The 14,088-nt window shown below is 67.6% G+C and carries 13 protein-coding genes and 1 pseudogene; 11 read left to right on the top strand and 3 right to left on the bottom strand.

The features are described 5' to 3' along the window. Nucleotides 1-3: 3 nt before the first annotated feature. Together E5S69_RS11030 and pgeF are read left to right on the top strand one after the other, a co-directional pair. Nucleotides 4-1,260 carry an RluA family pseudouridine synthase gene (locus E5S69_RS11030; protein WP_171514685.1) on the top strand — a complete coding sequence of 419 codons (1,257 nt, stop codon included), beginning with the start codon at nt 4-6 and terminating at the stop codon, nt 1,258-1,260. Then, on the top strand, nt 1,244-2,047 hold the full coding sequence (pgeF, locus tag E5S69_RS11025) for a peptidoglycan editing factor PgeF (protein ID WP_171514684.1): 804 nt from the start codon (nt 1,244-1,246) through the stop codon (nt 2,045-2,047). The genes E5S69_RS11030 and pgeF overlap by 17 nt, the downstream gene beginning before the upstream one ends. Before the next feature lie 11 nt (nt 2,048-2,058). Here the strand turns inward: pgeF and E5S69_RS11020 are convergent, their stop codons facing one another. Further along, nucleotides 2,059-2,286 carry a hypothetical protein gene (locus E5S69_RS11020; protein ID WP_171514683.1) on the bottom strand — a complete coding sequence of 76 codons (228 nt, stop codon included), beginning with the start codon at nt 2,284-2,286 and terminating at the stop codon, nt 2,059-2,061. Nucleotides 2,287-2,727: 441 nt separating this feature from the next. On the opposite strand from E5S69_RS11020, the gene phaC reads away from it, so the two are divergent. The 4 genes from phaC to phaR all read left to right on the top strand — a co-directional run bounded on the left by phaC (nt 2,728) and on the right by phaR (nt 7,559). Beyond that, nucleotides 2,728-4,509 (top strand): class I poly(R)-hydroxyalkanoic acid synthase, encoded by a 1,782-nt coding sequence (gene phaC / locus E5S69_RS11015; protein ID WP_171514682.1) that lies wholly within the window; start codon nt 2,728-2,730, stop codon nt 4,507-4,509. Nucleotides 4,510-4,593: 84 nt separating this feature from the next. After that, the gene (locus E5S69_RS11010; protein ID WP_171514681.1) at nt 4,594-5,775 is read left to right on the top strand and encodes an acetyl-CoA C-acetyltransferase; all 1,182 of its coding nucleotides are present in this window, start codon (nt 4,594-4,596) and stop codon (nt 5,773-5,775) included. A 69-nt stretch (nt 5,776-5,844) separates the two neighbouring features. After that, a complete protein-coding gene (locus tag E5S69_RS11005; protein WP_171514680.1) occupies nt 5,845-6,585 on the top strand; it encodes a 3-ketoacyl-ACP reductase in 741 nt (246 codons plus the stop codon). 422 nt (nt 6,586-7,007) lie between these two features. Further along, nucleotides 7,008-7,559, top strand: a complete 552-nt coding sequence (phaR, locus tag E5S69_RS11000; protein ID WP_171514679.1) for a polyhydroxyalkanoate synthesis repressor PhaR — start codon at nt 7,008-7,010, stop codon at nt 7,557-7,559. A 51-nt stretch (nt 7,560-7,610) separates the two neighbouring features. Here the strand turns inward: phaR and E5S69_RS32375 are convergent. Next, a pseudogene (locus E5S69_RS32375) lies at nt 7,611-7,739 on the bottom strand (addiction module antidote protein); the annotation flags it as partial. 176 nt (nt 7,740-7,915) lie between these two features. Here E5S69_RS32375 and E5S69_RS10995 point away from each other — a divergent pair. The 5 genes from E5S69_RS10995 to E5S69_RS10975 all read left to right on the top strand — a co-directional run bounded on the left by E5S69_RS10995 (nt 7,916) and on the right by E5S69_RS10975 (nt 13,726). Next, nucleotides 7,916-8,884: a tRNA dihydrouridine synthase gene (locus tag E5S69_RS10995; RefSeq protein ID WP_171514678.1), complete on the top strand. Its 969-nt coding sequence runs from the start codon at nt 7,916-7,918 to the stop codon at nt 8,882-8,884. Between the two features lie 158 nt (nt 8,885-9,042). Next, the gene (rimO, locus tag E5S69_RS10990) at nt 9,043-10,422 is read left to right on the top strand and encodes a 30S ribosomal protein S12 methylthiotransferase RimO (protein ID WP_171514677.1); all 1,380 of its coding nucleotides are present in this window, start codon (nt 9,043-9,045) and stop codon (nt 10,420-10,422) included. Between the two features lie 115 nt (nt 10,423-10,537). Then, the gene (gene bktB, locus E5S69_RS10985; RefSeq protein WP_171514676.1) at nt 10,538-11,722 is read left to right on the top strand and encodes a beta-ketothiolase BktB; all 1,185 of its coding nucleotides are present in this window, start codon (nt 10,538-10,540) and stop codon (nt 11,720-11,722) included. An 8-nt stretch (nt 11,723-11,730) separates the two neighbouring features. Next, entirely contained in the window at nt 11,731-12,348 is a 618-nt protein-coding gene (locus tag E5S69_RS10980) for a hypothetical protein (protein ID WP_171514675.1), read from the top strand. Nucleotides 12,349-12,502: 154 nt separating this feature from the next. After that, nucleotides 12,503-13,726, top strand: a complete 1,224-nt coding sequence (locus E5S69_RS10975) for a cystathionine beta-lyase (protein WP_171514674.1) — start codon at nt 12,503-12,505, stop codon at nt 13,724-13,726. 13 nt (nt 13,727-13,739) lie between these two features. Here the strand turns inward: E5S69_RS10975 and E5S69_RS10970 are convergent, their stop codons facing one another. Next, nucleotides 13,740-13,979, bottom strand: coding sequence for a DUF2789 domain-containing protein (locus E5S69_RS10970; RefSeq protein ID WP_171514673.1), 240 nt, complete (start codon nt 13,977-13,979; stop codon nt 13,740-13,742). Nucleotides 13,980-14,088 lie beyond the last annotated feature (109 nt).

Raw genomic sequence — 14,088 nt, 5'->3', positions numbered from 1 at the left:
CGGATGAAGAAAAATAGCGTCAAGCATTATAGCCCAAGCCCCCAGACCAACCCGGAAGCCGGAGAAGGCGTGGGAGGACTGCCACCCGAACGGGTGCGCGCCGCCGCGGCGGTGGCCGATTTCGAGGCTAGCCCAGAGGAATTCGACGACGCCGGCGCGACGCTGTCCGCCAGTGCCGAGCCGGCTGTGACCCTGTCGCTGGAGGTCGACAGCGCCTCGCACGGCGAACGTCTCGATAAATTGCTGGCGCGTCACTTCAGCGAGTTTTCGCGCAGCCGCCTGCAGCAGTGGATCGAAAGCGGCGCGGTGCGCGTCGACGGTCAGGTGCGCCGTCCGCGCGACGCCGTGCAGATGGGCAACCGGATCGAGATCCAGCCGCAGGCCGCGCCGGAATCGTCGGCGTTCGCGCCCGAGGACGTGCCGCTCGACGTGGTCTATGAAGACGACACGCTGCTGGTGATCGACAAGCCCGCCGGGCTGGTGGTTCACCCCGCGGCCGGCAACTGGAGCGGCACCGTGCTGAACGGCCTGCTGCACCGCTACCCCGGTGCCGTGTCGCTGCCGCGCGCGGGCATCGTGCACCGGCTCGACAAGGAAACCTCGGGGCTGATGGTGGTGGCGCGCACGCTGACCGCGCAGACCGACCTGGTGCGGCAGCTGCAGGCGCGCACGGTCAAGCGCACCTATATCGCGCTGGTGTGGGGCCGCACCTATGACGAAGGCACCATCGATGCGCCCATCGGCCGCGACCCGCGCGAGCGCACGCGCATGGCGATCGTGCATACCGCCAGCGGCAAGCCGTCGCGCACGCATTTCCGCACGCTGGCCACGGTGCCGCTCGGGCGTGGCTTCGTGTCGATGGTGATGTGCAAGCTCGAGACCGGCCGCACCCACCAGATCCGCGTGCATTTCGAATCCATCGGCCATCCGCTGGTGGGCGACCCGGTCTATTTCCGCGCCACCCAGCGCGGCCAGCGTCCCGCGATCCGCGTGCCGCTGCCGGTGCCCTATGCGCGCCAGGCGCTGCATGCCTACCAGCTCGGCCTGGTGCATCCCGCCACCGGCAAGCACATGTCATGGACCGCGCAGCCGCCCGCAGACCTGCAGGCGCTGATCGATGCGCTGGACTTTGACAGTGCGCAGGCCGATGACGAGGACGAGGCCTGGGACGAAGTGTGGGAAGGCGGCGAAGCGCACTGGGAATACGCTGGCGATGGCGACGATGACGACGACGGTGATGCCGATGAGCGCGACGCCTGATCCTGCCTGGCTGGTCCCCGATTGGCCGGCCCCGGCGCGCGTGCGCGCGCTGTCGACCACGCGCCAGGGCGGTGTCAGCCGGGGACCGTACGGGCTTGCCGGCGGCATGCCGGGCGGCCTGAACCTCGGCACCCACGTTGGCGACGATCCGGCCGATGTGGCGCGCAACCGCGCGCGGCTGGCCGCGTGCCTTCCGTCGATGCCGCAATGGCTGGAACAAGTGCATGGCTGCGCCGTCGCCACGGTCGACCATGTGGCGGCAGCGACCGACGCCGTGCCGCAGGCCGATGCGAGCCTGGCGCTGGCGCCGGGCCGCGTCTGCGCCGTGATGACGGCCGATTGCCTGCCGGTGCTGCTGTGCGATGCGCAGGGCACGGTCGTGGGCGCCGCGCATGCCGGCTGGCGCGGCCTCTGCAACGGCGTGATCGAGGCCACGCTGGCGCGCATGCAGGCAGCCGCCGGCGGCGCTGCCATGCACTGGCTGGCGTGGCTCGGACCGGCGATCGGCCCCGAGGTTTTCGAGGTGGGCGCCGAAGTGCGCGAGGCCTTTCTCGCGCAGGCACGACCGGACGAACAGGCCGCAGTTGCCGCAGCGTTCCGCGGCGGGGCGCAAGGCAAGTACCTTGCCGACCTTTATGCGTTGGCGCGCACGCGGCTGGCCCGCGCGGGCTGTGTCGACGTTCACGGCGGCGATGCCTGCACTGTTGCCGATGCCGACCGCTTCTACTCCTATCGACGCGACGGTGTGACCGGGCGCATGGCCAGCCTGGTCTGGCTGGCCGACTGAGCGCGGCTGCCTTATTCGTCCGCGCCCTTCGCCGCCTCGCGGGCCGTGGCACCCGTCGCCTGCGCCCGTTCGGCTTCGGCCTTGCGCCGGCGCCGGCCCGGCGTGCCCATGATGTAGAGCACCAGCGCGACCGGCGCGACCCCATACATCAAGAAGGTGGCGACGCCCGCCACCACGTTGTGCTCGGTGATCGCCATCATCAGCGCCACGTAGAGCCAGCCAATGGCCACGATGTACATCAGAATTTCATCCTTCTCGCCTATGCTCGATCGCCTCGGCAGGTGCGTGCGCTGCATACCGTCCGGTAGGTCGGGCGGCGCGCGACGCCGGGGCGGATATCCGCATTGACAGCGTGCGCGTTGCAAGGCAACAATGGCCTCGAATGTCTCGGAATCGCTGACGATTCCCAGGTTTTTCCGGCAAGCATAACGCATGGCGCTGCCAGTCGAGGCCCGCGCCCGCCGGATAAAAGGGAGCCGCTATCGGAATGGATGCCAGCCCGGCCGCACGTTGAGCGGCCAGGTTCCAGGCCAGTTCCAGGGCAGATGTGCCGGCTCGCCCTCCCGCTGCGGAGAGGGCGCAAGCCGGGTCCATTCGGATAGCATCTCCCCATGCAAAGTGCCGGCCAGGGCAATGCCCGAAGCCGGTTCGAATAGTGACGGCAGAGAGACAAACTGATCATGGCGACCGGCAAAGGTGCGGCAGCTTCCACGCAGGAAGGCAAGTCCCAACCACCCAAGTTCACGCCGGGGCCATTCGATCCAGCCACATGGCTGGAATGGTCCCGCCAGTGGCAGGGCACTGAAGGCAACGGCCATGCGGCCGCATCGGGCATGATGTCCGGCATCCCCGGACTCGATTCGCTGGCAGGCGTCAAGATCGCGCCGACGCAGCTGGCCGACATCCAGCAACGCTACATGAAGGACTTCGCGGCGCTGTGGCAAGCGCTGGCCGCGGGCAGCCCCGACGGCACCGGGCCGCTGCACGACCGGCGCTTCGCCGGCGACGCGTGGCGCAACAACGTGCCGTACCGTTACGCCGCCGCCTTCTACCTGCTCAACGCGCGTGCGCTGACCGAGCTCGCCGACGCGGTCGAGGCCGATGCCAAGACGCGCCAGCGCATCCGCTTTGCGATCTCGCAGTGGGTCGATGCGATGTCGCCCGCCAACTTCCTCGCCACCAATCCGGAAGCGCAGCGCCTGCTGATCGAATCGGGCGGTGAATCGCTGCGCGCCGGCGTGCGCAACATGATGGAAGACCTGACGCGCGGCAAGATCTCGCAGACCGACGAGACCGCCTTTGAAGTGGGCCGCAATGTCGCGGTGACCGAAGGCGCGGTGGTCTACGAGAACGAATACTTCCAGCTGCTGCAGTACAAGCCGCTCACCGCCAAGGTCCACGCGCGGCCGCTGCTGATGGTGCCGCCTTGCATCAACAAGTACTACATCCTTGACCTGCAGCCGGAAAGCTCGCTGGTGCGGCATACGGTGGAGCAGGGCCATACGGTGTTTCTGGTGTCGTGGCGCAATCCCGATGCCAGCATGGCGTCGCGCACCTGGGACGACTACATCGAGCATGCGGCGATCCGCGCCATCGAGGTCGCGCGCGACATCAGCGGCCAGGACCAGATCAACGTGCTGGGCTTCTGCGTCGGCGGCACCATCATTTCCACGGCGCTGGCGGTGCTGGCTGCGCGTGGCGAGCATCCGGCGGCCAGCCTGACGCTGCTGACCACGCTGCTGGACTTTGCCGACACCGGCATCCTCGATGTCTTCGTCGACGAGGGCCACGTGCAGCTGCGCGAGGCCACCCTCGGCGGCGCCGCCGGCGCGCCGTGCGCGCTGCTGCGCGGGCTAGAGCTGGCCAACACCTTCTCGTTCCTGCGTCCGAACGACCTGGTGTGGAACTACGTGGTCGACAACTACCTGAAGGGCAACACCCCGGTGCCGTTCGACCTGCTGTTCTGGAATGGCGACGCGACCAACCTGCCGGGGCCATGGTACTGCTGGTACCTGCGCCACACCTACCTGCAGAACGAGCTGAAGGTGCCCGGCAAGCTGACCGTATGCAATGCGCCGGTGGACCTGGGCAGCATCGACGTGCCGACCTATCTCTATGGTTCGCGCGAAGACCATATCGTGCCGTGGACCGCGGCCTATGCCTCGACCGCGCTGCTGAAGAACAAGCTGCGCTTCGTGCTGGGCGCGTCCGGCCATATTGCCGGCGTGATCAATCCGCCGGCGAAGAAAAAGCGCAGCCACTGGACTAACGACGCGTTGCCGGCGTCGCCGCAGCAATGGCTGGCCGGCGCCACCGAGCACCACGGCAGCTGGTGGCCGGACTGGTCGGCATGGCTGGCCGGCCATGCCGGCGCCAAGCGCGCGGCGCCTGCGGAGTACGGCAACGCGCGCTATCCTGCGATCGAACCCGCGCCTGGGCGATACGTCAAAGCCAAGGCCTGATCCCCGCACGCTCCGCCGGCGAAGCGCACTGCGCGAGGCGCCGACGGGCTTGCGGGTCCCTGTTTCCATTGAGAGGACTACACCATGACTGACGTTGTCATCGTATCCGCGGCCCGTACCGCGGTTGGCAAATTTGGCGGCTCGCTGGCGAAGATCCCGGCGCCGGAACTGGGTGCCTTGGTCATCAAGGCTGCGCTGGAACGTGCCGGCATCCAGCCGGACCAGGTCAGCGAAGTGATCATGGGCCAGGTGCTGACCGCTGGCTCGGGCCAGAACCCGGCGCGCCAGGCCGCGATCAAGGCCGGCCTGCCGGCCATGGTGCCGGCCATGACCATCAACAAGGTATGCGGCTCCGGCCTGAAGGCGGTGATGCTGGCGGCCAATGCCATCATGGCCGGCGACGCCGAGATCGTGGTGGCGGGCGGCCAGGAGAACATGAGCGCCGCGCCGCACGTGCTGCCAGGCTCGCGCGACGGCTTCCGCATGGGCGATGCCAAATTGGTCGACACCATGATCGTCGACGGCCTGTGGGACGTGTACAACCAGTACCACATGGGCATCACCGCCGAGAACGTGGCCAAGGAATACGGCATCACGCGCGAGGCGCAGGATGAATTCGCGGTGGGCTCGCAGAACAAGGCCGAAGCCGCGCAGAAGGCCGGCAAGTTCGATGAAGAGATCGTGCCGGTGCTGATCCCGCAGCGCAAGGGCGACCCCGTGGCGTTCAAGACCGACGAGTTCGTGCGGCACGGCGCCACGCTCGACAGCATGGCCGGTCTCAAGCCGGCCTTCGACAAGGCTGGCTCGGTGACCGCGGCCAACGCTTCGGGCCTGAACGACGGCGCCGCCGCGGTGGTGGTGATGTCGGCCGCCAAGGCCAAGGAGCTGGGCCTGACCCCGCTGGCCACCATCAAGAGCTACGCCAACGCCGGCGTGGACCCGAAGGTGATGGGCATGGGCCCGGTGCCGGCGTCCAAGCGCGCCCTGTCGCGCGCGGGCTGGACCCCGCAGGACCTGGACCTGATGGAAATCAACGAAGCCTTCGCCGCGCAGGCACTGGCCGTGCACCAGCAGATGGGCTGGGATACTGCCAAGGTCAACGTCAACGGCGGCGCCATCGCCATCGGCCACCCGATCGGCGCGTCGGGCTGCCGTATCCTGGTGACGCTGCTGCACGAAATGAAGCGCCGCGACGCCAGGAAGGGCCTGGCTTCGCTGTGCATCGGCGGCGGCATGGGGGTGGCGCTGGCGGTCGAGCGCAATTAAGGGGTGTGCCGGGCGTGCGCATCGCGCGCGCCCGGCATCAAATAACGAAAAGCCAATCAAGGAGTGGACATGACTCAGCGCATTGCGTATGTGACCGGCGGCATGGGTGGTATCGGGACCGCCATCTGCCAGCGGCTGGCCAAGGATGGCTTTCGCGTGGTGGCCGGCTGCGGCCCCAATTCGCCGCGCCGTGAAAAGTGGCTGGAGCAGCAGAAGGCCCTGGGCTTTGATTTCGTGGCGTCGGAAGGCAACGTGGCTGACTGGGACTCGACCAAGGCGGCATTCGACAAGGTCAAGGCCGAGGTCGGCGAAGTCGATGTGCTGATCAACAACGCCGGCATCACCCGCGACGTGGTGTTCCGCAAGATGACCCGCGCCGACTGGGACGCGGTGATCGACACCAACCTGACCTCGCTGTTCAATGTCACCAAGCAGGTGATCGACGGCATGGCCGACCGCGGCTGGGGCCGGATCGTCAATATCTCGTCGGTGAACGGGCAGAAGGGCCAGTTCGGCCAGACCAACTACTCCACCGCCAAGGCCGGCCTGCACGGCTTTACCATGGCGCTGGCGCAGGAGGTGGCGACCAAGGGGGTGACGGTGAACACCGTTTCGCCCGGCTATATCGCCACGGACATGGTCAAGGCCATCCGCCAGGATGTGCTCGACAAGATCGTCGGGACGATCCCGGTGAAGCGCCTCGGCGAGCCGGAAGAGATCGCCTCGATCTGCGCCTGGCTGTCGTCGGACGAGTCCGGCTTCTCGACCGGCGCCGACTTCTCGCTCAACGGCGGCCTGCACATGGGCTGACCTGGCACTCGGCCAGCCGCGCCGGCAGCCGCGTTTTGCGGTGCAGCCAGCGCGGCGCACAAAGCGGCGCGCCCCCGGGTTTCGCCGCCGGTTGCGCGGGCCATTATGGCCCGCGAATCATTTCCAGGCGTACGGCATCCAGCGGGCAGCGCCCCGGTTCACCGGGTTTTCCTTAAGTCCAGTCGCTTTTCTTAGTGCTTTGTTGGGCATAGAATCAGGGCAGCGGCGCAGCCAGCACCATAGTCGTGCAGCATGGCCCTCGCGGGGGCGAGACGGCAGGCCGCGGCGCGCAGCACATGCGCGAACAGCTGCAAGATGGCCGGCACGAGCACGGCAGATGGCGCGGGCGGTACCGATTTGCGCACTGCACCCCATGCGGTGCAGCAGCGCGCAATCAGCGACGACACAAGGACAGAGCACCGATGGCCACGACCAAAAAAGGCGCAGAGCGACTGATCAAAAAGTATCCCAATCGCAGGCTCTACGATACCCAGACCAGCACCTACATCACCCTGGCCGACGTCAAGCAGCTGGTGATGGATACCGAGGACTTCAAGGTCGTCGATGCCAAATCCGGTGACGAACTGACGCGCAGCATCCTGCTGCAGATCATCCTGGAGGAAGAGACCGGCGGCGTGCCGATGTTCTCCAGCGCCATGCTGTCGCAGATCATCCGCTTCTACGGCCATGCCATGCAGGGCATGATGGGCACCTACCTGGAAAAGAACATCCAGGCCTTCATCGATATCCAGAACAAGCTGGCCGAGAACTCCAAGGGCCTGTATTCCGGCGAAGCGTTCAGCCCGGACATGTGGTCGCAGTTCATGAACATGCAGGGCCCCATGATGCAGGGCATGATGAGCAACTACATCGAGCAGAGCAAGAACCTGTTCGTGCAGATGCAGGAACAGATGCAGAGCCAGGCCAAGAACATGTTTGGCACGTTCCCGTTCAACCAGCCCGAGAAGAAGTAACAGACCCCCGGCGGCGGGCACGGCGCCCGCCATGCTGCTCCGCCATGGCTGGCCCGCGCTCGCATGCAGCCGTATGCCCAGCGCTCGCATCACCTTCCAGAGCGTCCCGAATTCCGGATTGCCCTCGCCAGACAGCGAACGGTAAAGGCTTTCGCGCGACAGGCCGGTTTCCCACGCCAGAACAGCCCGATACCAAAGCAGGTAGAATGCGCGCTTCCCCTTCCGGGGTCTGTTAATACGCGATTCACTCGGCGGCGGCTCAGTTTGGGACTCGCCTTATCTGCGCGACGTCCCATGCCCTACGTTCTCCCATCTTCCTGTCCGGCGCGACTGCCTGCGTCGGCGCCTTCCTTGTCATGAGCCGGCTGTTCCTGGCCCCGATGGAGGGGCTTGCCGACTATGTCTTGCGCGACGTCCTGACCGATACCGGCGGCTACGATGGTTGTGTGTCGGAGTTCGTGCGGGTGACGGGCTCGCTGCTTCCGGCGCGGGTCTATGAGCGCGATACCCCCGAGATCCTGTCCGGCGGCTATACCCGCAGCGGCACGCCGATGGTGATCCAGCTGCTGGGCAGCGACCCCGAGTGGCTCGCGCGCAATGCCACCTATGCCGCCTCCTTGTCGCCGCATGGCATCGACCTGAACTTCGGCTGTCCCGCCAAGGTGGTCAACCGGCATGGCGGGGGGGCAATGCTGCTGACCAATCCTGCGCTGCTGAACCGGATCGTCGCCGCCGTGCGCGCCGCGGTGCCGGCCGAGATTCCCGTGACGGCGAAGATGCGGCTGGGCGTCTCGGACACCGCGCTGGCCATCGACTGTGCCACCGCGCTGGCCGAAGGCGGCGCGGCCTCGCTGGTGGTGCATGCCCGCACGCGCGACCATGGCTACCGCCCGCCGGCCCACTGGGACTGGATCGCGCGCATTGCCGCGGCGGTGGATATCCCCGTGATTGCCAATGGCGAGGTCTGGACGGTCGCCGACTGGGCGCGTTGCCGCGAGGTCAGCGGTTGTGCCGATGTCATGATCGGGCGCGGTGCCGTGTCCGACCCGTTTCTGGCGTTGCGCATCCGCGGCCTGATGGACAGCACGCCGTCCGGCGGAGAATGGTTGCTGGTATTGCGCCAGATCGCGACGTACCTGAAGAAGCTGCATGCCCGCATCGCGTCCTGCCATGAGCACGGCCGCGTGAAGCTCTGGCTCAGCTACCTCAAGCGCACCTGGCCGCAGGCGGGCGAACTGCATGCGGCGATCCGGCGCATGCAGGACTCGCTGGAGATCGAGCAGGTGCTGCGCAGTCAACCTGGTGCGGCGGCGCTGGCGGAGTGACGTAGGCGTTACCGCGCGGTCTTGCCGGATGTCGTGCGTCAGGCGCCGGCAAACGCCCGCAACCGGGTAAAATGCGCGATTCGCTTTTCGCCTGGCGCCATCATTTCCCTAAAGGAATGGACTGGCCGTCGCGGCTTGCCCCACATTCGGATTCCATTGTGAAAAACCCCTCAGAAGCAACGAACCAGAAAGATCAAAGTCCGCGTGTGGGCTTCGTTTCCCTTGGCTGTCCGAAAGCGCTGGTCGACTCCGAGCAGATCATCACGCAGCTGCGCGCCGAGGGCTACGCCATCAGCGGCACCTATGACGGCGCCGACCTGGTGGTGGTCAATACCTGCGGCTTTATCGACGAAGCCGTGCAGGAAAGCCTGGATGCGATCGGCGAAGCGCTCACCGAGAACGGCAAGGTCATCGTCACCGGCTGCCTTGGCGCGAAGAAGGATGCGGCAGGCCACGACATCGTGTCGTCGGTGCATCCCAAGGTGCTGGCCGTGACCGGTCCGCACGCGCTGGGCGAGGTCATGCAGGCGGTGCACACGCACCTGCCCAAGCCGCATGACCCGTTTACCGACCTGGTGCCGGCCGCGGGCATCAAGCTCACGCCCAAGCACTACGCCTACCTGAAGATTTCCGAGGGCTGCAATCACCGCTGCTCGTTCTGCATCATCCCGTCGATGCGCGGCGACCTGGTCTCGCGCCCGGTGGCCGAAGTCATGCTCGAAGCCGAGAACCTGTTCAAGGCCGGCGTCAAGGAACTGCTGGTGATCTCGCAGGACACCAGCGCCTATGGCGTCGACGTCAAGTACCGCACCGGCTTCTGGAACGGCCGCCCGCTCAAGACCCGCATGACCGAACTGGTAGCGGCGCTGGGCGAGCTGGCCGCGCAGTACGGTGCCTGGGTGCGCCTGCACTATGTCTACCCGTACCCGCACGTCGACGAGATCATCCCGCTGATGAACAACGGCCATGTGCTGCCGTACCTGGACGTGCCGTTGCAGCACGCCCACCCGGACGTGCTCAAGCGCATGAAGCGCCCGGCCAACGCCGAGAAGACCATGGACCGCATCCGCGCCTGGCGTGAGATCTGTCCGGAACTGACTATCCGCAGCACCTTTATTGCCGGCTTCCCGGGCGAGACCGAGGCCGAGTTCCAGACGCTGCTGGACTTTATCGCCGAGGCCGAACTGGACCGCGTCGGTTGCTTCGCCTACTCGCCGGTGGAAGGCGCCACGGCCAACGACCTGCCGGGCGCGCTGCCCGATGCGGTGCGCGAGGAGCGCCGCGCCCGCTTCATGGAAGTGGCCGAGGCCGTGTCCGCGCGCCGCCTGCAGCGCAAGGTCGGCCAGACCCTGCGCGTACTGATCGACGAAGTCAACCAGGACGGCGGCATCGGCCGCTCGTCGGCGGATGCGCCGGAAATCGACGGGCTGGTCTATATTGCGCCGCCGCAGCGCACCTCGCAACGCTACCGCGCCGGCGAGTTCGTCGACGTGCGCATCACCGGCGCCGACGGCCACGATCTGTGGGGCGAGGTCTGAGCTAGTCCCGCCGGACGATGCCGGAAACGGCGTCATTAGGTAAAAGTACGATCGTTCGCCTCGGCCGCGGCACCGCTATACTGTGCGGTGCAACATAACCCACATGGAGACAGTCATGACACGTGAAGTCGTAGTGGTAAGCGGTGTTCGCACCGCCATCGGAACCTTTGGCGGGAGCCTGAAGGACGTGGCGCCGGCCGAACTGGGCGCGCTGGTCGTGCGCGAGGCGCTGGCCCGTGCGCAGGTGTCGGGCGACGATGTCGGCCATGTGGTGTTCGGCAACGTGATCCAGACCGAGCCGCGGGACATGTACCTGGGCCGCGTCGCGGCGGTCAACGGCGGGGTCTCGGTCAACGCGCCGGCGCTGACTGTCAACCGCCTGTGCGGCTCGGGCCTGCAGGCCATCGTCAGTGCCGCGCAGACCATCCTGCTGGGCGATGCCGACGTCGCCATCGGCGGCGGTGCCGAAAGCATGAGCCGGGCCCCGTACCTGGCACCTGCCGCCCGCTGGGGCGCCCGCATGGGCGATGCCGGCCTGGTCGACATGATGCTCGGCGCGCTGCACGACCCGTTCCACCGTATCCACATGGGCGTTACGGCCGAGAACGTGGCCAAGGAATACGACATCTCGCGCACGCAACAGGACGAGGCCGCGCTGGAATCGCACCGTCGCGCCTCGGCCGCAATCAAGGCCGGCTACTTCAAGGACCAGATCGTTCCGGTGGTGAGCAAGGGCCGCAAGGGCGAAGTCACCTTCGACACCGACGAGCATGTGCGCCATGACGCCACCATCGACGACATGACCAAGCTCAAGCCGGTCTTCGTCAAGGAAAACGGCACGGTCACGGCCGGCAATGCCTCGGGCCTGAACGATGCCGCCGCCGCGGTGGTGATGATGGAGCGTGCCGAGGCCGAGCGTCGCGGCCTGAAGCCGCTGGCGCGCCTGGTGTCGTACGGCCATGCCGGCGTCGATCCCAAGACCATGGGCATCGGCCCGGTGCCGGCGACGAAGATCGCGCTCGAGCGTGCCGGGCTGCAGGTGTCGGACCTGGACGTGATCGAAGCCAACGAGGCCTTTGCCGCGCAGGCCTGCGCCGTGACCAAGGCCCTGGGCCTGGACCCGGCCAAGGTCAACCCGAACGGCTCGGGCATTTCGCTGGGCCACCCGATCGGCGCCACCGGCGCGCTGATCACGGTGAAGGCGCTGCACGAGCTGAACCGCGTGCAAGGCCGCTACGCGCTGGTGACCATGTGCATCGGCGGCGGGCAGGGCATCGCCGCCATCTTCGAACGGATCTGAGCATTGCCTTGCGCGTGGCCTTGACGGACCTCTGCACGACGCTTGGCGCCGCCGCCGTGCTCGCCCTGGCGGGCGCGGCGCAGGCGGCGCCGGCCACCGAGCTGTCGACCGGCCCGGTGAATGCCGCCGCTGGTGCTGAAGCGCTGGGCCTGAACCAGGCTATCCGCGACGGCGAGGCCCGCCGCGGCGCGACGCTGTCGACCGGCGCCGCCAGGGCGCTGGCACCGCGGCCCGAGTACGCGTCGCTGCCGGTCTATGTCGGCAAGGTCGGCGACCAGCCGGTGCGCCTGCGCCTGGGCCCCAAGCCCGACGAGCGCGACAGCGTGCGCGGCGAGTACAGCGGCCGTGGCGCCGGGGTGCGCCTGCTGGCGGGCGAGTGGGAGGACGGCGCCTTCCTGATGGAAGAGTCCGACGACGGCACCCGGGTATCGGGCAACTGGGAAGGCACCATCGATGCCAGCGGCGCCGTGCGCGGCACCTGGACCGATGCGTTCAATCCCGCCATCGTGTTGCCGTTCTTCATCCGCCCGCTGGGCATGCTGGTGATTCCTCCGTTCGACATGACGCCCAACAGCGGCGTCACCTACGCGCCGCCGCCGCCGAAGTCGTCGATTTCCGGCTGGTAAGCCCTTTCGTGGTGCAGCCCGGTGGCGCGGGCGGCATTTGCTGGTAAGCTCGAACGCTCATCGCGTCTCATGCCTGACTGTGCCGCGCGTTTGCCGGGCCGATACCGCCCGTGCAGCGCGCCGCGGCCGGCCAGCAGCCAGCAAGGAAACCGCCGTGTCCGATTCGCCATCCGACAAGCCCGCAGCCCCCGCCCATTACCTGCAGACCGTTGCAGTCCAGCCCGAGCTGGACATCGCCCCCGGCTTTGCGTCGTTCTCCCCGGCCACGCACCGCGGCTCGACCGTGGTGTTCCGCAACCTCGCCGAGCTGCGCGCGCATGGCGACGGGGCCACCACCTACTGGCGCTACGGCCTGCATGCGACCCCGACCAGCGAGGCGCTGTGCCAGCACCTGGCATTGATCGAGGGCGCGCGCCATACGTTGCTGCAGCCCTCGGGCCTGGCGGCGATCTCGCTGGTGTACTTCGCGCTGCTGAAGAGCGGCGACGACGTGCTGGTGCCGCATAACGTCTACGGCCCCAACCGCGACCACGGCGAGTGGCTGGCGCGAGACTTCGGCGTTACCGTGCGCTACTACGACCCGATGGACGCCGCGGCGGTGCCCGCGCTGATCCAGCCCAACACGCGCCTGACCTGGATGGAGTCGCCCGGCTCGGTGACAATGGAAGTGCCCGACTGCGGCGCCATCGTTGCCGCGGCGCGCGCGCGCGGCGTGCTGACTGCAATCGACAATACCTGGTCGGCCGGCATCTATTTCCGCCCGTTCGAACAAGGCATCGACATCTCGGTGCAGGCGCTGACCAAGTACCAGTCCGGCGGCAGCGACGTGCTGATGGGCGCGGTGCTGACCTGCGACGACGGCCTGCACGGACGCCTCAAGCGCGCCCGCATGCTGATGGGCTGGGGCGTGTCCGCCGACGACTGCCACCTGGTGCTGCGCGCGCTGCCGAGCCTGCCGGTGCGCCTGGCGGCCCACGACCGCGCCGCGCGCGAGGTGGCCGAATGGCTGCGCCAGCGGCCGGAGGTTGCGCGCGTGCTGCATCCCGCGCTGCCGGACTGCCCGGGGCATGCCAACTGGCGGCGCGAATTCACCGGCGCCAGCGGGCTGTTTGCCATCATCCTGCGCGAGCGCCATACCCGCCAGCAGGTGGATGCCTTCGTCGAGGCGTTGCGGCTGTTCGCCATCGGCTGGTCGTGGGGCGGCGCGCACAGCCTGGCGGTGCCGTATCACGTCCAGGGCATGCGTCCGGCGGGCACCTGGCCACCGGCCGGCTGGCACGATACCGGCGAGCTGGTGCGGCTTTATATCGGCCTGGAAGACACGCGCGACCTGATCGCCGACCTGCGCCAGGCGATGGACGCCACGCTGGCCGCGTAGCCGGCCCGCGGCGCTAGGCTGGCTGTCTCAGGGCCAGGTTGAGCTGGTCGACGACTTCGGCCCAGTCGGCATCGTCGAGCAGCTCATCGCGCAGCAGGGCGGCCTGGGCTGGCGTCCAGAAGTCGGCCTCGGCCAGTTCGATGGTTTCGGGCAGTGGCGCGTGCCTGCCGATGAAGTCGCGGATGCTGGCTTCGTCCGACGGTAGGCCCAGCTGGTCGAACAGTTCTGAAAACTGGTGGAAGGTCGGTTCCATGATGGTCGGGGCTCGCTGTGGTTGGCCTCAGGTAGTGTAGGGCAGCCGCCGGACCGGTGCGGTCCCGCGAATCAAAACGGACGCCGCGGCGTCCGTTTTGATTATGCCG

This window comes from Cupriavidus necator (genome assembly GCF_013141915.1).
Classification (GTDB): domain Bacteria; phylum Pseudomonadota; class Gammaproteobacteria; order Burkholderiales; family Burkholderiaceae; genus Cupriavidus; species Cupriavidus necator_B.
The sequence above is the reverse complement of the archived record's forward strand: the minus strand, read 5'-3'. Positions and strand labels throughout refer to the sequence as shown.

Excerpts from the sequence above, each read along its gene's own strand:
- E5S69_RS11030 (WP_171514685.1), top strand. The coding sequence starts at position 4 with ATGAAGAAAAATAGCGTCAAGCATTATAGCCCAAGCCCCCAGACCAAC.
- pgeF (WP_171514684.1), top strand. The coding sequence starts at position 1,244 with ATGAGCGCGACGCCTGATCCTGCCTGGCTGGTCCCCGATTGGCCGGCC.
- E5S69_RS11020 (WP_171514683.1), bottom strand. The coding sequence starts at position 2,286 with ATGTACATCGTGGCCATTGGCTGGCTCTACGTGGCGCTGATGATGGCG.
- phaC (WP_171514682.1), top strand. The coding sequence starts at position 2,728 with ATGGCGACCGGCAAAGGTGCGGCAGCTTCCACGCAGGAAGGCAAGTCC.
- E5S69_RS11010 (WP_171514681.1), top strand. The coding sequence starts at position 4,594 with ATGACTGACGTTGTCATCGTATCCGCGGCCCGTACCGCGGTTGGCAAA.
- E5S69_RS11005 (WP_171514680.1), top strand. The coding sequence starts at position 5,845 with ATGACTCAGCGCATTGCGTATGTGACCGGCGGCATGGGTGGTATCGGG.
- phaR (WP_171514679.1), top strand. The coding sequence starts at position 7,008 with ATGGCCACGACCAAAAAAGGCGCAGAGCGACTGATCAAAAAGTATCCC.
- E5S69_RS10995 (WP_171514678.1), top strand. The coding sequence starts at position 7,916 with ATGAGCCGGCTGTTCCTGGCCCCGATGGAGGGGCTTGCCGACTATGTC.
- bktB (WP_171514676.1), top strand. The coding sequence starts at position 10,538 with ATGACACGTGAAGTCGTAGTGGTAAGCGGTGTTCGCACCGCCATCGGA.
- E5S69_RS10970 (WP_171514673.1), bottom strand. The coding sequence starts at position 13,979 with ATGGAACCGACCTTCCACCAGTTTTCAGAACTGTTCGACCAGCTGGGC.